Origin of the sequence: Variovorax sp. J2P1-31 (assembly GCF_030317215.1) — a bacterium.
Taxonomy (GTDB): Bacteria; Pseudomonadota; Gammaproteobacteria; order Burkholderiales; family Burkholderiaceae_C; genus Variovorax.
This window is the reverse complement of record NZ_JASZYA010000002.1, coordinates 1712709-1729662: the sequence shown is the minus strand read 5'-3', so window position 1 is coordinate 1729662 and position 16954 is coordinate 1712709. Positions and strand designations below refer to the sequence as shown.

Sequence of the window (16954 nt, the reverse complement as noted above, 5' to 3'; positions counted from 1 at the left end):
TTGTTTAATCGTCTGGGCAAGTCTAATATCCAAGACCTGACTTGGATAATAACGCCGGCCGCCCGGCCACGACACATGAGCTCACAAGCCTCCGCGGTGGATGCCGCGCCTTCGCCCTCCACCCCCGACATCACCGCCGGCTGGTCCGAACTCTTCACCGGCCGCAACGGCTGGCGCGCGCTGGCGCTGACCGGCGGCGTCGCGCTGCATGCCGTCAACGTGCACATCGTGACCACCGTGCTGCCCTCGGTGGTGCGCGAGATCGGCGGCCTCGACTGGTACGCCTGGAGCACCACGCTGTTCGTGGTCGGCTCGATCGTCGGCGCGGCCCTGTCGGTGCGCCTGCTGGCCGCGCTGGGCCCGCGCGGCGCCTGCCTGGCCGCGCTGGCGGTGTTCGCCGCCGGTTCGGTCGGCTGCGCGACCGCGCTGGCCATGCCCTGGCTGCTGGCCGGCCGCACCGTGCAGGGCCTGGGCGGGGGCGTCCTCGCGGCCCTGAGCTACGCGCTGATCGGCCGGGTGTTCGAACCGCGGCTGTGGCCGCGCGCGGTGGCGCTGGTCTCGGGCATGTGGGGCGTGGCGACGCTGTGTGGTCCCGCAGTCGGTGGGCTGTTCGCGCAGTCCGGCCACTGGCGCTGGGCCTTCTGGTCGCTGCTGCCGCTGGCCGTGCTGCAGGGCCTGCTGGTGAGCTGGCAGCTGTCGCCGCGGGCCGGCGTGCAGCACCAGCGGCCCGCCACCATGCCGCGCGTGCCGGCGCCGCAGATCGCGCTGCTGGCGCTGTCGGTGCTGGCGATCGCCGCGGGCGGGCTGCTGGACTCGCTGGCGGCGCAGGCGGTCGCGGTGGCGGTCGGCCTGGCGCTGGGCTGGCTGGCCAGCCGCTGGGACCGGCGCGCCACGGTGCGCCTGCTGCCCACCGGCGCCTATGCGCTGGGCCGGCCGCTGGGCGCGATCTACGCGGCCATCGCGCTGCTGCTGGTCGGCACCACCACCGAGATCTTCGTGCCCTATTTCCTGCAGCTGCTGCAGGGCCACAGTCCGCTGGCCGCGGGCTACCTCACGGCCGCGATGGCGGCGGGCTGGAGCGTGGGCTCGCTGGGTTCGTCGGGGCGCCAGGGCGCGGCCGCCGACCGCCTGCTGCGCCTCGGGCCGGTGCTGTCGGCGCTGGGCCTGGGCGTGCTGGCCTGGGTAGTGCCCACCAGCGGCGCGCTGGCGGCCGGCCCGACGCTGGCGCTGATGGCACTGGCGCTCAGCGCGGTCGGCCTGGGCGTGGGCATCGGCTGGCCGCACCTGCTGACGCGCGTGATGGCGCTGGCCCCCCAGGGCGAGGAGGGCATCGCCTCGGCCTCGATCACCACGGTGCAGCTCTACGGCATGGCGGTGGGCGCGGCCATCGCCGGCCTGGTGGCCAATGCCGCCGGGCTCAGCGCGCCCGGCGGCGTGGCCGGCGCGCAGTCGGCGGCGTTGTGGCTCTTCGCCAGCTTCGCGCTGGCGCCGCTGGCGGCCGCCCTGCTGGCCCGGCGCGCGACGCGGGGCACCGCATGAGCCTCGACGCCACCGCGCTCTTCGCCGCCACGCAGGCGCTGGGGCTCGCGCTCTGGGCCAGCCTCGCGGTGATCAACAACGTCCAGGATTTCCGGGGCGCGGCGGCCGCGGTCGGCCGCACGCTGTCGATGGCGCCGCTGGCCGAGGCCCCGGCCATCGACACGCCCCTGCGCCGCCGCGCGATCCGCTCGCCGGTGCTGCACCGGCTGGGCCTGGTCGGCGTGGTGCTGCTGCAGTGCATTGCCGCGGCCGCGCTGTGGACCGGCTGCGTGCTGTGGGCCGCGCAGGGCACGCGCGTGCCGGCGCTGCCCTGGTTCGACCTGGGCCTGGCTGCGCTCTCGGCCGCGGTGCTGGCGATGCTGCTGGGCGGCCTCGCGACGGCCTACTGGATCCGGCAGGAGGCGCTGCAGCAGACGCACTTCCTGCTGCTGCTGTGGATCCTCGCGGCCTTCGGCGTGCTGCACTTCGGCGGGGCCGCATGACGGCCGGCGGCCCCGCGCCGGAAGCGCTCGAAAAGCTGCTGGCCAAGGGCACCGACAACGCGCTGCTGCGCATGGGCCTGGCGCTGGCCTGCCAGCGGCGCGGCGAACTCGAGCGCGCGCGCGGCCATGTCGAGCAGGCGCTGCGGCACCAGCCGGGCTTCGCGGCCGCGGGCCGCCTGCGCGGGCTGATCGCGTTGGAGCAGGGCGAGCCCGCGGTGGCGGCCGAGGCCTTCGCGCAGGCGCTGGACGCCGCGCAACGGCAGGGCGAGCGCCAGCTGGAACGCGAGCTCGCGGTGCGGCTCAAGCGTCTGCAGCCGCCTGCTTCAACGGCTCACACGAAGTGATCGAATGAAGTGAAGCGCTGTTCGACCGGCGCGCGCGCCGCGTCGACGATGCGCACGCCGGGCGCGACCTCGATGCGGCCGATGCGCGTCACCGCGGTGGCGCTCGCGCGGCCGGCCTGGGCCACGGCCTCCCGTGCCGTGGCCGGCGCGGTGAACACCAGCTCGTAGTCGTCGCCGCCCGAGAGCGCGCACAGCCGCTGCAGTTCGTCGCCGAGGTCGAAGGCCGGATGGGCCCGGGCCGCGATGCAGCCGGCCGCGGCATCGGCATCGACCACCGCGCCCACACCGCTGGCGCGCAGGATGTGCGACAGGTCGCCCAGCAGGCCGTCGCTCACGTCGGCCGCCGCGCTGGCGATGCCGCGCAGCGCCTGGCCCAGCGCCACGCGGGGCGCGGGCGTTTCCATGCGCGCGCGCGCCAGCGCGAACAGTTCGGCTGGCAGTTCGAGCGTGCCGCGGAACACTTCGAGCGCCAGCCGCGCATCGCCCAGCGTGCCGCTGACCCAGAGGTCGTCGCCGGCCTTGGCACCCGAGCGCAGCAGCGCGCCGCCCCGGGGCACTTCGCCGAAGACCGTGATGCAGATGTTGAGCGGGCCGCGCGTGGTGTCGCCGCCCACCAGCGCGCAGCCGTGTTCGTCGGCCAGCGCGAACAGGCCGCGCGAGAAGCCGTCGAGCCAGCCTTCGTCGACCGAGGGCAGCGACAGCGCCAGCGTGAAGGCCAGCGGCCGCGCGCCGCAGGCGGCCAAGTCGCTGAGGTTCACGGCCAGCGACTTGTGGCCCAGCCGCGCGGGGTCGACGGTGGACAGGAAGTGCCGGCCCTCGACCAGCATGTCGGTCGACACGGCCAGCTGCATGCCGGGCGCGGGCTGCAGCAGCGCGCAGTCGTCGCCCACGCCGAGCACCACGGCGCCGGCCGCGCCGGTGGCCGCGCGGCCCTGCGCCGGGCGCGTGAAGTAGCGCGCGATCAGGTCGAACTCACCCATCATGGCCACTTCGGCGGGTTGCGGAAGCGCAGCGCGGCCTGGCGCACCACCTCGGCCAGCAGCTTCTCCCTCGACTGCTTCTCGCGCAGCCAGCGCGCATCGTTCTGGCCGGCCTCGACGTCGGTGCGCAGCTGCGCGATCGAGCGGCTCGCGTTGATCGCCTCGCTGTGCCATTCGAGCTGCGTCATGGTCATCAGGATGTGCTCGCGCAGCGGCATGTGCTGGCCGGTGGCGGGGTCGACGTAGACCGCGTCGAGCCCGAAGCGGCAGGCCTGGAAGCGGTTGTAGGTGTAGACCAGGTAGTCGTCCTCGGTCGGCGTGAAGGGCTGCTCCTGCAGGAACCAGGCGCCCAGCGACTGCACGTAGCCCGCGAGCGCGGCCGCGCGCTCGACCGTCAGCGGCGTGTCGAACACGCGGATCTCGATGGTGCCGAACTCGGGCTTGGGCCGGATGTCCCAGTAGAAGTCCTTCATGCTGCGGACCACGCCGGTGCGGGTCATGCGCTCGAAGTAGTTCTCGAACTCCTTCCACGACAGGGTGAAGGGCGCGCGGCCCGAGAGCGGGAAGGCGAACACCGAGTTGAGCCGGGCCGAGTCGAACTGCGTGTCCTGCCCCTGCACGTAGGGCGAGGAGGCCGACAGCGCGATGAAGTGCGGGATGTAGCGCGACATGCGGTGCAGCATCAGCAGCGCCGCGTCGGCATCGGGGCAGCCGATGTGCACATGCTGGCCGAAGATGGTGAACTGCTTGCTCAGGTAGCCGTAAAGCTCCGACAGCTCGCGAAAGCGCGGCTTGTCGTAGATGCGCTGCTCGTGCCACTGCTGGAAGGCGTGCGTGCCGCCGCCCAGCACCGCGATGTTGAGCTTGTCGGCGTTCTTCACCAGCGCGTCGCGGATCGGCGTGAGCTGGTCGATCACGTCCTGCGCCGAATGGCAGATGTCGGTCGAGATCTCGATCATGCTCGAGGTCATCTCGGGCACCACGCTGCCGGGCAGCGGGGTCTGCGCCATCAGGCGCAGCATGTCCTCGGCATAGGGCGCGAGGTCGTAGTCGTTGGTGTTGACCAGCTGCAGCTCGAGCTCCACGCCCAGCGACAGCGCCACGGACTTGTTGAAGCGCTCGAGCTTGACGCTGCGGTCGGCCGGCAGCGAAGGCGCCGCACCGGACGAAGGGGTTTGCGTGCTCATCGTTGGGTGTCCCTCGTGTCGCGTTCCTCGGGGCGGGTGAAGGCTTCGGGTGCCCAGGGCCGGTGGCTCTCGCCCGAAGCATGGACGGCCACGGTGGCGAGCACCGCGCCCAGCACCTCCATCAGCAGGATCGCGGGCAGCGTGATCTGCGTGATCATCGCGCCCAGCAGCGGCGAGGCGCTGGCGAAGTTGGAGGCGATCAGCAGCGCGATCGACGACAGCGGCGACATCGCGCAGCCGACCCAGAAGGCCTGCTTCCAGCTGGTGCCGCTGCCCTTGTTGGCGATCGCCACGCCGGCGATCTTGGCCACCAGGCGCACGCCGATCACGGCCAGCACCAGGCTGGCCACCGGCATGCTCCAGTCGCCCTGCGCGGCCACGATCGACACCAGCACGAACATCAGCATGGTCAGCAGCGAGGCCGCGGTGCCCAGCTGGCGCGGCCAGGCCCAGGGCTTGGGATTGAGCTGCTTGAGCAGGATGCCGCCGATCAGCGCGGCCAGCGGCGCGGCACCGCCGAAGTGGGCGGCCAGCGCGGCGCCCGCGCCGATCAGCGCGAGCAGCAGGATCGAGGTGTTCTCGCTGGTCGGGCTCATGACCCGCAGCGCCGAGCGCATGGCCAGGGCCAGCACCGCGCCCACCACGAAGGACACGCCCAGCACCACCAGCACCGGGTAGAGCTTGCTGATCAGCCCGGCCGGGCCGCGTTCGAGCAGGCCGGCCTGCGCATAGCCCAGGGCCAGCGCATAGAAGGTGTTGAGCGTGGCCAGCGTGAGCGCGCGCTCGGTCACCGGGCCCGAGGCGCCGGTGTCCATCACCACCCGGCTCAGCACGGCCGGCGAGGCGACGATGGCGATCAGCGCCACCGGGTTGGCCACCGGGTCGGGCACGCCCAGCCAGTGCAGCGTCCAGAACACGCCGAAGTAGGTCAGGGCCGATTCGAGCAGGCTCTGCAGCAGCAGCATCGGGTTGTGGCGGAACCAGCGCAGCGGCAGCCGGCCGCCGGCCTCGAACAGCACGATGGCCACGCCCAGCTCGAGCAGGAACAGGCTGATGCCCTGCAGCGGCCAGACCGCGCCTTCGAAGCCGGCCAGGCCGACCAGTGTGCCGACGATGGCGTAGCCCACCACCTTGGGCAGGCCCATGTAGCGTTGCACCAGGTGGCCGGAGGCCGCGGCCGCGGCGATCAGCAGCGACCACAGCACGGTCGGCAGGCCGGCCGAGGGGCGCACCCATTCGGCCCAGAAGCCCAGGAGGTCGGCGGGAATGAAAGAGGTCATCGGGCAGGCACGAAGAAGCTGGCGGGCCGGCTGCGCCAGCGGGCCCAGATCGCGGAACGGATGCGCGCGCGGTCGACGGCGTTCACGCTGTGGGCCCGCAGCGCGAGGCGGAAGGCGAAGTAGAAGCTCACGCTCACGTTGAGCGCGCCGATCAGCGGCACGGCCGCGACCGCCCACCACAGCGCGGGCAGCTGCAGCGCGGCCGGGCCGAGCGCGCCGGCCGCGGCCGCGATCTGGCCGGCCGAGAGCGTGACGTGGCGCACGTCCAGCCCGACGCCGAAGAAGGCCGCGAACGCCGGCACCAGGCCCAGCATGAGGCCCAGCGAGATGTTCGAGGCGAAACCGGAGATGTGTGTGCGCATGAAGTCGGCCCAGCGGCGGGCACGGGCGGCGCCGAGGAAGGCGCCGATGCGGGGGTTGTAACGCATCGCCGAGTCCAGGCGATGCAGGACAAAGGCGTTTTCGGTCCAGCCGGCCACGATGCTGGACGCGAACAGCAGCAGGCCGGTGAAGGCCGCGTAGAGTGCGGTCGGGCCCGCGAGCGACAGGCCGTGCAGCACGTCGACCGCGTGCACCGCGTCGAGCGGCGCGATGCCCAGCAACTGCTGCGCCGCCACCACGATCGCCAGCACCACCGGCACCACGACCAGCACGTTGCCCAGCACCGCCGCCACCTGCGAGCGCACCAGGTGCGTGACCTCGTCGACGAAGGCATCGACCGCGCCCTCGGACTTCAGGTCGCGCAGCTTGGCGGCCATGGCCGGCGCGGTCATCGCGGGCTGCTTGGTGGCCAGCGTCAGGTGCAGCAGCTGGATCGCGACGAAGCTGGCCGCATACATCAGGCCGGCCGCCAGCCCCCCCCAGAAGGCCGAGAGCCCGAGCGCCAGGATGGCGAACTTGAGCAGCACCGTGACCGAGGTCAGCGCGCCGCCGCCCGCGGCCTTGCGCACCATCTGCGCGTAGGCGCCGCGGTCGCGCGTGATGTAGTGCTCGCCGGCCTCGGCGCTGCGCTCGGTGACCTTGGCCGCGAGCATCGAGGAGTTGGAGGCGATCAGCGCGCGGATGCTGCTGCGCTCGCCGCCGGCCGTGACCAGCTTGCCGACCAGGCGTGCCACGCTGGCCTGCGGCGCGGGGGTCATCAGGCAATCCAGCAGTTCGCGGATGCGCAGCACGCGCTCGCGCAATTGGCGCAGCCGGAACACCAGGCCCACCGAGATGCCGTGGTCCTCGAGATGGGTGTAGACCGAGGACGCGCCCAGCCGGCAGGCGTCGAGCCGGTCGCGAAAGGCGAGGTAGGCGGCCTGCAGCGCGGCCTCGTCGCGCGGCACGCGGAACATCTCGTCGCGCAGATCGTCCAGGCTGGACATCAGCGTGTGGAAGGGGCGCGACTGCCGCACCGGGTCGCTCATGCGCAGCCGCAGCTCGGGCGAGAAACCGGCCGCGACCACCTGGCTGCTGCAGTAGGTGATGGCGTCCATCACGGTGTGGCGCCAGCGCGGGATGTCTTCATCCACCGGGGCGTCCGGCCCGTCGGCCAGCAGTGCGCCCACGCGCGCCAGCGTGGCCTCGTCGAGCAGCGCGATCCAGCGCGCGTCGAAGTCGCCGGGCAGCACCATGCGGAACAGTTCCGAAGCGTCGGTGGTCTCGGGCGTGCCGGGCAGCAGCTTGCGGCGCAGGCGTTCGCTGAGTTCGCTGAGGAAGGCGGTGCGCGGCGCGAAGCCGTGGTCGGCCAGCAGGGCCGTGAGGTCCACGTCGCGCGTGAAGGCCGACCACCAGGCCCGCACGCGTTCGCGCAGCGCGGGGCGGCCGTCGACGGCGTCGAGCAGCAGCCGCACGCGCGCGGCGGCGGCCTGGGGCGTGCCGCGCTCGCCGCGCAGCCAGTCGAACAGGTCGATCAGCCAGACGTGGCGCTCGGGTGTGCCGGCCGCCGGATCGAGTCGGGCGAGCAGCGTCGACAGATCGCTCTGGGCGCGCATCCTGGAGGCGGGGCGCCGGGCTTAGTGCAGCACGCGCGCCGCGGGCGCGCCGTCGGTGTGGGCTTCCAGCAGGAACAGCGGCACCGGCACGTCGTGGCGTCCGCCGTGCTCGTCCACCACGAAGAAGCTGCCGTGCATGGTGCCGCTGGCGGCCTGCAGCCGGCAGCCGCTGGTGTAGCGGAAGGATTCGCCGGGCGCCAGCAGCGGCTGCTGGCCGATCACGCCCAGGCCCTTGACCTCCTGGGCATGGCCCGAGGTGTCGTTGATCAGCCAGTGGCGCGCGATCAGCTGGGCCGCGACCTTGCCGACGTTGGTCACGGTGATGGTGTAGGAGAAGGTGTAGACGTGGTCGTCCGGCGAGGATTGCTCGGGGAGGTAGCGCGGCTCGACCTGGACGCTCATGGGGGACTGGGACATGCGCGAATGGTAACTGTTGGCTCCGGCGCCACGCTGCGACAATCCCGGGCATGAGCAGCCCCACCTACCGCATCGCGCCCTCGATCCTGTCCGCCGACTTCGCCCGCCTGGGTGCCGAAGTCGGCGACGTGATCGCTGCCGGCGCCGACTGGATCCATTTCGACGTGATGGACAACCACTACGTCCCCAACCTCACCTTCGGACCGATGGTGTGCCAGGCCCTCAAGCCGCACGCCAAGAAGCCCGACGGCACGCCCGTGCCCATCGACGTGCACCTGATGATCCAGCCGGTCGACGCGCTGGCCGCGGCCTTCGCGCAGGCGGGCGCCGACTACATCAGCTTCCACCCCGACGCCTCGCCGCACGTGCACCGCAGCATCCAGGCGATCCGCGCCGCGGGCTGCAAGCCGGGCCTGGTGTTCAACCCGGGCGCCGGCCTCGAGGCGCTCGACTGGGCGATCGACGACATCGACCTGATCCTGATCATGAGCGTGAACCCGGGTTTCGGCGGCCAGAGCTTCATCGATTCGGCGCTGCGCAAGATCGAACTGGCGCGCAAGCGCATCGAGCAGAGCGGGCGCGACATCCGGCTCGAGGTCGACGGCGGCATCAAGGCCGAGAACATCGCGCGCGTGGCCTCGGCCGGCGCCGACACCTTCGTGGCCGGCAGCGCGATCTTCAACGCCAAGGACTACGCCGGCGTGATCTCCACCATGCGCGCCAACCTGGCGGGCTGAGCCTTCAGGCCGCGGCGTGCTGCCGGGCGGTGCGCCGCACGGCCTGCGGCGGCTGCCCCATGGTGCGCAGGAAAGCCCGGCGCATGCGCTCCGGGTCGCCGAAGCCGGCCATCGCGGCGACCGACTCGATCGGGTGCCGGCCTTCTTCGAGCAGTTCGCGCGCGGCCTCGACGCGCAGCTTCTCGACCGCGCGCGCGGGCGACTGGCCGGTCTCCGCGCTGAAGGCCCGGCTGAACTGGCGCGGGCTCAGGTTGGCCGCGGCCGCCAGGTCGTCGACCGACAGGCGCTGGCGCAGGTTCTTCTTCGCATAGGCCAGCGCGGTCTGGATGCGGTCCGAAGCCGGTGCCATGTCCAGCAGCGCCGAGAACTGCGACTGCCCGCCGGTGCGCCGGTGGTAGACCACCATCTTGCGTGCCACCGCGCGCGCCACCTCCACCCCCAGGTCCTCCTCGACCAGCGCGAGCGAGAGGTCGATGCAGGCCGTCATGCCGGCCGAGGTCCAGACCGAGCCGTCGTTGACGAAGATCCGGTCGGGCTCGAGGTGGATGGCCGGGTGGGCGCGCTGCAGCGCCTGCGCGAAATGCCAGTGCGTGGTCGCGCGGCGGCCGTCGAGCACGCCGGCCTCGGCCAGGATGAAGGCGCCGGTGCAGATGCTCGCCAGCCGGCGCGACGAGGCCAGCGCGCGCCGCAGGAAGGCCAGCAGGCCGGGCGGGGAGGGCTCGGGCGTCATCGCGCCCGTGACCATCACGGTGTCGAAACGGGCGCGGCCGAAGGGCGCGCTCTCGACGCGCACGCCCGACGAACTGAGCACCGCGCCGCCGTGTTCCGACACCACGCCCACCTCGTAGGCCGGGCGCGCCAGCTGCTGGTTGGCCAGCTCGAACACCGACACCACCACCAGGTCGAGCACCTGGAAGCCCGGGAAGACGACGATGGCGATGCGGCGCATGATGTCCTGAAACGAGGGTTAAATGACTTTCAGGACATGAGCCTAGATGAGCCAATAGAGCCTTGTCAATCCCGACCGCTCAAGGACATCTCTCATGAACACTTCCGCAACCCCGCTGGGCAAGGCCCTGATCACCGGTGCCTCGTCGGGCATCGGCGCCGTCTACGCCGACCGGCTCGCCCGCCGCGGCCATCCGCTGGTGCTGGTGGCGCGCGATGCGACGCGCCTGGCCGAACTCGCGGCGCGCATGAAGGCCGCGCACGGCGTCGAGGTCGAGGTGCTGGTGGCCGACCTCACGCAGACGGCCGACCTGCGCCGCGTCGAGGCCAGGCTCGACAGCGACGTCGGCATCTCGCTGCTGGTCAACAACGCCGGCGTGGGCGCGACCGCGCCGCTGGTGCAATCGACGCCCGAGTCGCTCGACGCGATGCTGCTGCTCAACGTGCTGGCGCTGACGCGGCTCACGCGCGCGGCCGTGCCGGGCTTCGTGGCGCGCGGACAGGGCGCGGTGATCAACATCGCGTCGATCGTGGCGCTGGCGCCCGAGCTGCTCAACGGGGTCTACAGCGGCAGCAAGGCCTTCGTGGTGAACCTGAGCCAGTCGCTGCACCACGAGGTGGGCGACAAGGGCGTGCAGGTGCAGGCCGTGCTGCCTGGCGCCACGCACACCGACTTCTGGCGCATCGCGGGCGTGCCGGTGGAGCACCTGCCCGAAGGCATCGTGATGTCCGCCGAGGACATGGTCGACGCCGCGCTGGCCGGCTTCGACCAGCGCGAACTGATCACCATCCCCTCGCTGCCCGACGTGGCGGACTGGGAACGCGCCGACGCGGCCCGCCGCGCGCTGGGCCCGAACCTGTCGCGCCCGACGCCGGCCGAGCGCTACGGCGTGGCGCTCAGCGCTTGACCTTGTCGTTGTAGACGCGGTCCGTCACCGGGCCGCGGTCGGTGTCGACCGCGCCGCGCTCCACGTCGTCATGGGCCCGCTTGCCCACATCGGTGGCGGTGCCGTCGCTGTTGCGCTGGCTGTCGGAGGACTCGTCGCGTTCGTGCGGCAGGCGCGGCGCGGATTCGCCGTCCTGCGCTGCGCGGGTCTTGCCGTCCTCGGGCTTCTGCGGGGTCTTCTTCGTGGCGGTCATGCGGTGCTCCTTGGGCTTTCGCCTGTGGCTCGGTTATGGCCCGGTCCTCGGAAAAGCCCGGTAGGACCGCCCAGCCGCGCGCTGTAGGATCGCTGGCGATGCCTTCATTTCCGCCCGACGACCTTCTCCGCATCCACAGCTTCGTCTCGACCGAGCCCGGCCCCCGGCTGATCGTGCTCGGCGGCGTGCACGGCGACGAGACCTGCGGCACCGTGGGCATCGAGCGCCTGCGGGCCGAACTCGACGGCGGCGCGTTGCGGCTGGCGCGGGGCGAACTCACGCTGGTGCCGGTGGCCAATCCGCTGGCGCGCCGCCTGCTGCGGCGCGAGGGCGAGCGCAACCTCAACCGCTCCTTCCGGCCCAGCGAGGCGCCGCCCGACCACGAGGCGCGGCTCACCAACCTGCTGTGCCCGCTGCTCGCGCGCCACGAGGTGCTGCTCGACCTGCATTCCTTCCAGAGCGCGGGCGAGGCTTTCTCGATGATCGGCCCGCGCGACAACGCCGGCACGCTCGAGCCCTTTGCGCGCGCCTTCGAGGAAGGCCAGCTGGCGCTGCACATCGGCACGCCGCGCGTGGTCGAGGGCTGGCTGGACATCTATGCCGCGGGCCTGGCGCAGCGCGCGGGCGGCCAGCCGGCCGACGAGGCGGCGCTGGCCTTCGGCTGGGGCACCAACGAGTACATGCGCAGCCAGGGCGGCTACGGCGTCACGCTCGAATGCGGACAGCACACCGACCCGGCCGCGCCCGAGGTGGCCCATGCGGCCATCCATTCGGCGCTTCGCCTGCTCGGCATGGTCGATGCGCCGGCCCCGGTGGCACCGCCACAGCCCGTGCTGCTGCGGCTGGTCAGCGTGACCGACCGCGCCCATGAAGACGACCAGTTCGTGCGCGAATGGGCCACCTTCGACGCGGTGGCGCAGGGCGAGGCCATCGGCGTGCGCGCCGACGGCAGCGTGCTGCGCGCCGAGCGCGACGGCTTCCTGGTGTTTCCGAACACCGAGGCGCTGCCCGGCACCGAGTGGTTCTACTTCGCGGTGGCGAGCGAGCGCAGCCTCTAGCGCATCGGCGCCCCCCCACGACGGGGGAGGCCGGGTTCCTACATGCGCGGCGGAAGCGCCGGGCTAGTTTGCAGGCTGGAGGAATCCCGCCATGCCTGCTGCCGCCAAATCGTCGACCCCCCGTGTGCTCTGGAAAGGCGCGATCAGCTTCGGGCTGGTGCACATCCCGGTTGCGCTCTATTCGGCCACCACCGACCACAGCATCGACTTCGACTGGCTCGACAAGCGCACCATGGACCCGGTGGGCTACAAGCGGGTCAACAAGAAGACCGGCAAGGAGATCGCGCGCGAGCAGATCGTCAAGGGCATCGCCTACGAAGACGGCCAGTACGTGGTGCTGACCGATGCCGAGATCGCCGCCGCCTACCCCAAGACCACGCAGACGGTGGAGATCGAGACCTTCGTGCCGGCCGACAGCATCCCCTTCGTCTATCTGGAGCGCCCCTACTACGTGGCGCCGATCAACCGCGGCGCCAAGGTCTATGCGCTGCTGCGCGAGACCTTGCAGCGCACCGGCCGGGTCGGCATCGCGCGCGTGGTGATCCAGACCAAGCAGCACCTGGCGGTGCTGGTGCCGGCCGGGCCCGGGCTGGTGCTCAACCTGCTGCGCTGGGGCGCGGACATCCGGCCCTGGAAGGACCTGCCCCTGCCGGCCGAGGGCGCCAAGGCCGCGGGCCTGACCGAGCGCGAGCTCAAGATGGCGGGGGAGCTGGTTAAGGACATGAGTTCGGACTGGGATCCCGACGAATTCAAGGACTCGTTCAAGGACGAGATCATGCGACTGGTCGACCGCAAGGTGGCGGCGGGCGACACCGAGACCGTGACCCAGCCCGAGGCGGCCGAGGAAGACGGCCGCGGCAGCGCGAAGATCATCGACCTCACCGAACTGCTGCAGCGCAGCCTGCGCAAGGGTGCCAAGGCGGCGGCCGCGCCATCCGAGGACGACGAGGAAGAAGCGCCTGCCGCGAAGACGGCCGCGCGCAAGAAGCCCGCGCGCAAGGCCGCCCCGGCCAAGAAGGCCCCGGCCCGCCGCCGCGCGGCCTGAGACGCGGAGCCGCCATGGGTGCGAAGGAGGCGCTCGCGCACTACCACCGCAAGCGCGACTTCAGCAAGACGCCCGAGCCGCGCACGGGCGGCAAGGCAGGCAAGGGCGTGCTGTCCTTCGTGGTTCAGAAACACCACGCGAGCCGGCTGCACTACGACTTCCGGCTCGAGCTCGACGGCACGCTCAAGAGCTGGGCCGTGCCCAAGGGCCCCTGCCTCGATCCGCAGGTCAAGCGCATGGCGGTACTGGTCGAGGACCATCCGCTGTCGTACGGCGGCTTCGAGGGCACGATCCCGCCGGGCCAGTACGGCGCGGGCACGGTGATCGTCTGGGACCGCGGCACCTGGCAGGCCGAGGGCGACGCGCGCGCGGCGTTGGCCGCGGGCAAGCTCAAGTTCTCGCTCCAGGGCGAGAAGCTGCAGGGCCACTGGACGCTGGTGCGCATGAAGGGCAAGGGAGAGAAGCAGGAGGCCTGGCTGCTGATCAAGGAGAAGGACGATGCGGCACGACCGCTCGACGACTACGACGTGACCGAGGCCCTGCCCGACAGCGTGATCGCGGCGGCCCGGTCCAAGCCCGCGCCCGCCGCGAAGAAGGCCGCCAGCCGGCGCCGCGCGACGGAGACAGCGCTCCCGGAAAACTTCGCGCCCCAGCTCGCCACCCTGGCCACGGCGCCCCCGCCCACGCCGCAGGAATGGCTCTGGGAACTCAAGTTCGACGGTTACCGGCTGCTGACCCGGATCGAGAAGGGCACGGTGCGCTGCTTCACCCGCAACGGCCACGACTGGACCGCCAAGCTGCCCGAGCTGGCGCGCGCGCTGGCCGGCCTCGAGCTGCGCTCGGCCTGGCTCGACGGCGAGATCGTGGTGCAGGACGCGCACGACAGGCCCGACTTCCAGGCGCTGCAGAACGCCTTCGACCATCGCTCGACCGCCTCGATCGTCTACTGGATCTTCGATGCGCCCTGGCTCGACGGCGAGGACCTGCGCGCCTTGCCGGTCGAGCAGCGGCGCGAGCGCCTGGCCCCCTTGTTGACCGACGACCTGGCGCCGCGCCTGCGCTTCAGCGAGGCCTTCGATGCGCCGCCGCGCGACCTGCTGGCTTCGGTCAGCGCGCTGGGCTTCGAGGGGCTGATCGGCAAGCGGCGCGGTTCGGGCTATGTCTCGCGCCGCTCGCCCGACTGGATCAAGCTCAAGAGCCAGCAGCGCCAGGAATTCGTGATCGGCGGCTACACCGAACCCAAGGGTTCGCGCGCGGGCTTCGGCGCCTTGCTGCTGGGCGTGCACGACGCCGACGGCGCGCTGCGCTATTGCGGCAACGTGGGCACGGGCTTCGACGGCGAGCGGCTCACGGACATCAAGGCGAAGCTCGACGCGCTCGCGACCGCGCATTCGCCTTTCGCCGAGGGCGCGCACGGCGTGCCGCGCACGGTGAAGGCGCACTGGGTCAGGCCGCAGCTGGTGGCCGAGGTGTCCTTCGGCGAATGGACGCGCGAGCATCGGGTGCGCCACAGCGTCTTCCAGGGCCTGCGCAGCGACAAGCCGGCGCGCCAGATCACGCGGGAACAGGCGGTCGCGGTGGCGCCCGCCAAGGACGGTGCCATGACGAAGAAGACAACGAAGACGAACAGCGCCGCGGCCAGGATGCCGCGCATCACCAACGCCGAGCGCGTGATCGACGCCGAGAGCGGCGTGACCAAGGGCGAGCTGGTCGACTACTACGCCCAGGCCACGCCGCTGATCCTGCCGCACCTGCAGGGACGGCCGGTGTCGCTGGTGCGCGCGCCCGAGGGCATCGGCGGCGAGCTGTTCTTCCAGAAGCATGCCAAGGGCACCGAGATGCCGGGCATCACGCTGCTCGACCCCGCGCTCGACCGCGACCACGATCCGCTGCTGCAGATCGACCGCGGCGAAGGGCTGCTGTCGGCCACGCAACTCAACGTGGTGGAGTTCCACACCTGGAACGCGGTGTCGAAGGCCATCGGCCAGCCCGACCGCATGACTTTCGACCTCGACCCCGGCGAGGGCGTGCCCTGGGAGCGCATGCAGGAGGCCGCGCTGCTGGCGCGCACGCTGCTCGAGGAGGTGGGGCTGGTCGGCTTCCTCAAGACCAGCGGCGGCAAGGGCCTGCACGTGGTGGTGCCGATCCGCCGCCACTACGGCTGGGACGCGGTCAAGGCCTTCTCGCAGGCGCTGGTGCTGCACCTGGCCCGGACCATTCCCGACCGCTTCGTGGCCAAGAGCGGTCCGCGCAACCGCGTGGGCAAGATCTTCGTCGACTACCTGCGCAACGGCTTCGGCGCGACCACCGTGAGCGCCTGGTCGGTGCGCGCCCGCCCGGGAATGGGCGTGTCGGTGCCGGTGGCCTGGGACGAGCTGCCGACGCTGCGCTCGGGTGCGCACTGGAACCTGCGCTCGGCGCCGGAGCGCTTCGCGGTGGGCAACATGCCCTGGGCCGACTGGGAGCGCGGACGCAAGGGCCTGGCCGCACCGATGAAGGTGGTGGGCTTCGTCCCCGACGCGCCCGCCTGACCGGCCTCAACCCGTCACTTCGAAGGTCGTGACCTCGAAGCGCTGCAGCGTGTTGGCGCCGAAGACCATGGTGATCGGCACGTCGGCGGCATCGCGGCCGCGCGCGATCACGATGCGGCCGATGCGCGGCGTGTTGTGGCGCGCGTCGAAGGTGTGCCAGCGGTCGCCCAGGTAGACCTCGAACCAGGCGCTGAAGTCCATCGGGTAGGGCACGGGCGGGATGCCGATGTCGCCCAGGTAGCCGGTCACGTAGCGCGCCGGGATGTTCATGCAGCGGCACAGCGTGATCGCCAGGTGCGTGAAGTCGCGGCACACGCCGACGCGCTCGCGGTAGCCCTCGAGCGCGGTGCGCGTGGCGCGCGCCTGCTGGTAGTCGAAGCGCAGGTGGTTGTGCACGAAGTCGCAGATCGCCTGCACCCGGTGCCAGCCCGGCGCGACGCCGCCGAACTGGGCCCAGGCGAAGGCCAGCAGTTCGCTGTCGACCTCGCAATAGCGGCTGGGCAGCACGAAGGGCAGGGTGGCCACGGGCAGGTCGGCCGGCGCGTGGCCGACGGCGCCGTAGTCGACCGGATCGTGCCAGCCCGGGTCGTACACCACCGCGTGGTTGCGCAGGCGCACGCTCTGCACGCCTTCGGGCACATGCACGCGCGCGCAATGGTTGTGGAAGCTGTCCTGGAAATGGTCGGTGCGCAGCGGCGGGCTGATCGTGATGTGCTCGCCCGTCTGGATGTCCGCCGCGCGCGAGGGATGGATCTGCAGCATGTAGAGGAGCGCGGTAGGCGCGCTGACGCCGATTTCGATGTCATAGCCGATCTGGATGAGCATGGCGTCGCTTCGCAAGAGTGGAGTGGTGGGAATGCTGAAGCATGTTCGGTGCCCGCTGCGAACCATGGTAGCGGCGGACGCATCCGCGCGCCCCACGGCAGCCCGTCATGGCGTAGGCGGAAAGCGCTGCGTCGGTGCACGCCTACCGGATCCGCCCCTGTGCACCTACAGACCCGAGCGCGCGGCCACTACGGGGTCGGCACGCGCGCGGCCCTACGCTCATCGGGTCGATGTGATCGTCGACGACCTTCATTCAAACGAGGCAAAAACATGGTGCTTTCCACGCTGGTCGACCTGCTGAACAGCCCCTTCATGGACGAGTTCCTGATCTGGTCGGTGGCGGCGCTGGCCGGCACCATCGGCCTCGTCGCGTTGGTGAATGCGCTGGACATCGTCCTCGACGCAGAAGCCAACTGAGTTTTTTTCGCGCCGTGAGGCGCCTTACCCACGATCCCGAGGATTCGG

General features: G+C 71.7%; 17 protein-coding genes. 9 read left to right on the top strand and 8 right to left on the bottom strand.

Annotated elements, in window-relative coordinates; genetic code table 11:
• Nucleotides 1-75 precede the first annotated feature (75 nt).
• The 3 genes from QTI20_RS19250 to QTI20_RS19240 are packed head-to-tail and all read left to right on the top strand — an operon-like array spanning nucleotide 76 to nucleotide 2365.
• Nucleotides 76-1539 carry an MFS transporter gene (locus QTI20_RS19250; protein ID WP_286553185.1) on the top strand — a complete coding sequence of 488 codons (1464 nt, stop codon included), beginning with the start codon at nucleotides 76-78 and terminating at the stop codon, nucleotides 1537-1539.
• Nucleotides 1536-2021 carry a DUF2165 family protein gene (locus QTI20_RS19245; RefSeq protein ID WP_286553184.1) on the top strand — a complete coding sequence of 162 codons (486 nt, stop codon included), beginning with the start codon at nucleotides 1536-1538 and terminating at the stop codon, nucleotides 2019-2021. The genes QTI20_RS19250 and QTI20_RS19245 overlap by 4 nt, the downstream gene beginning before the upstream one ends.
• The gene (locus QTI20_RS19240; protein ID WP_286553182.1) at nucleotides 2018-2365 is read left to right on the top strand and encodes a tetratricopeptide repeat protein; all 348 of its coding nucleotides are present in this window, start codon (nucleotides 2018-2020) and stop codon (nucleotides 2363-2365) included. Before QTI20_RS19245 ends, QTI20_RS19240 begins: the two co-directional genes overlap by 4 nt.
• Here the strand turns inward: QTI20_RS19240 and thiL are convergent.
• Genes thiL through apaG form a run of 5 tightly spaced genes read right to left on the bottom strand, consistent with a single transcriptional unit; the run spans nucleotide 2353 to nucleotide 8205 of the window.
• The gene (thiL, locus tag QTI20_RS19235; protein WP_286553474.1) at nucleotides 2353-3345 is read right to left on the bottom strand and encodes a thiamine-phosphate kinase; all 993 of its coding nucleotides are present in this window, start codon (nucleotides 3343-3345) and stop codon (nucleotides 2353-2355) included. The genes QTI20_RS19240 and thiL overlap by 13 nt on opposite strands.
• The gene (locus QTI20_RS19230; RefSeq protein ID WP_286553181.1) at nucleotides 3345-4532 is read right to left on the bottom strand and encodes a YbdK family carboxylate-amine ligase; all 1188 of its coding nucleotides are present in this window, start codon (nucleotides 4530-4532) and stop codon (nucleotides 3345-3347) included. Before QTI20_RS19230 ends, thiL begins: the two co-directional genes overlap by 1 nt.
• On the bottom strand, nucleotides 4529-5812 hold the full coding sequence (locus QTI20_RS19225) for a cation:proton antiporter (protein WP_286553179.1): 1284 nt from the start codon (nucleotides 5810-5812) through the stop codon (nucleotides 4529-4531). Before QTI20_RS19225 ends, QTI20_RS19230 begins: the two co-directional genes overlap by 4 nt.
• Complete coding sequence (gene tlpB, locus QTI20_RS19220; RefSeq protein WP_286553178.1) at nucleotides 5809-7788, bottom strand: transporter-like protein TlpB; 1980 nt, start codon at nucleotides 7786-7788, stop codon at nucleotides 5809-5811. The genes QTI20_RS19225 and tlpB overlap by 4 nt, the downstream gene beginning before the upstream one ends.
• A 21-nt stretch (nucleotides 7789-7809) precedes the next feature.
• Nucleotides 7810-8205, bottom strand: a complete 396-nt coding sequence (gene apaG, locus QTI20_RS19215; RefSeq protein ID WP_286553177.1) for a Co2+/Mg2+ efflux facilitator ApaG/CorD — start codon at nucleotides 8203-8205, stop codon at nucleotides 7810-7812.
• A 50-nt stretch (nucleotides 8206-8255) separates the two neighbouring features.
• On the opposite strand from apaG, the gene rpe reads away from it, so the two are divergent.
• Nucleotides 8256-8942, top strand: coding sequence for a ribulose-phosphate 3-epimerase (gene rpe / locus QTI20_RS19210; RefSeq protein WP_286553174.1), 687 nt, complete (start codon nucleotides 8256-8258; stop codon nucleotides 8940-8942).
• 4 nt (nucleotides 8943-8946) lie between these two features.
• On the opposite strand, the gene QTI20_RS19205 is transcribed toward rpe, so the two are convergent.
• Nucleotides 8947-9891: a GlxA family transcriptional regulator gene (locus tag QTI20_RS19205; RefSeq protein ID WP_286553172.1), complete on the bottom strand. Its 945-nt coding sequence runs from the start codon at nucleotides 9889-9891 to the stop codon at nucleotides 8947-8949.
• A 94-nt stretch (nucleotides 9892-9985) separates the two neighbouring features.
• Here QTI20_RS19205 and QTI20_RS19200 point away from each other — a divergent pair, with 94 nt between their 5' ends.
• Nucleotides 9986-10798, top strand: a complete 813-nt coding sequence (locus tag QTI20_RS19200) for an SDR family NAD(P)-dependent oxidoreductase (RefSeq protein WP_286553171.1) — start codon at nucleotides 9986-9988, stop codon at nucleotides 10796-10798.
• Here QTI20_RS19200 and QTI20_RS19195 read toward each other — a convergent pair.
• Complete coding sequence (locus QTI20_RS19195) at nucleotides 10788-11030, bottom strand: hypothetical protein (protein WP_286553170.1); 243 nt, start codon at nucleotides 11028-11030, stop codon at nucleotides 10788-10790. The genes QTI20_RS19200 and QTI20_RS19195 overlap by 11 nt on opposite strands.
• Nucleotides 11031-11122: 92 nt before the next feature.
• Here QTI20_RS19195 and QTI20_RS19190 point away from each other — a divergent pair, with 92 nt between their 5' ends.
• From QTI20_RS19190 to ligD, 3 genes are all read left to right on the top strand, one after another.
• On the top strand, nucleotides 11123-12088 hold the full coding sequence (locus QTI20_RS19190) for a succinylglutamate desuccinylase/aspartoacylase family protein (protein ID WP_503011428.1): 966 nt from the start codon (nucleotides 11123-11125) through the stop codon (nucleotides 12086-12088).
• A gap of 91 nt (nucleotides 12089-12179) precedes the next feature.
• Nucleotides 12180-13133, top strand: a complete 954-nt coding sequence (ku, locus tag QTI20_RS19185; RefSeq protein ID WP_286553166.1) for a non-homologous end joining protein Ku — start codon at nucleotides 12180-12182, stop codon at nucleotides 13131-13133.
• Nucleotides 13134-13147: 14 nt separating this feature from the next.
• On the top strand, nucleotides 13148-15664 hold the full coding sequence (gene ligD, locus QTI20_RS19180) for a DNA ligase D (protein WP_286553165.1): 2517 nt from the start codon (nucleotides 13148-13150) through the stop codon (nucleotides 15662-15664).
• A 6-nt stretch (nucleotides 15665-15670) separates the two neighbouring features.
• Here the strand turns inward: ligD and QTI20_RS19175 are convergent, their stop codons facing one another.
• Nucleotides 15671-16489, bottom strand: a complete 819-nt coding sequence (locus QTI20_RS19175; RefSeq protein ID WP_286553163.1) for a transglutaminase-like domain-containing protein — start codon at nucleotides 16487-16489, stop codon at nucleotides 15671-15673.
• A 270-nt stretch (nucleotides 16490-16759) separates the two neighbouring features.
• Between QTI20_RS19175 and QTI20_RS19170 the strand changes: the two genes are divergently transcribed.
• Nucleotides 16760-16906, top strand: coding sequence for a hypothetical protein (locus tag QTI20_RS19170; protein ID WP_286553162.1), 147 nt, complete (start codon nucleotides 16760-16762; stop codon nucleotides 16904-16906).
• Nucleotides 16907-16954 lie beyond the last annotated feature (48 nt).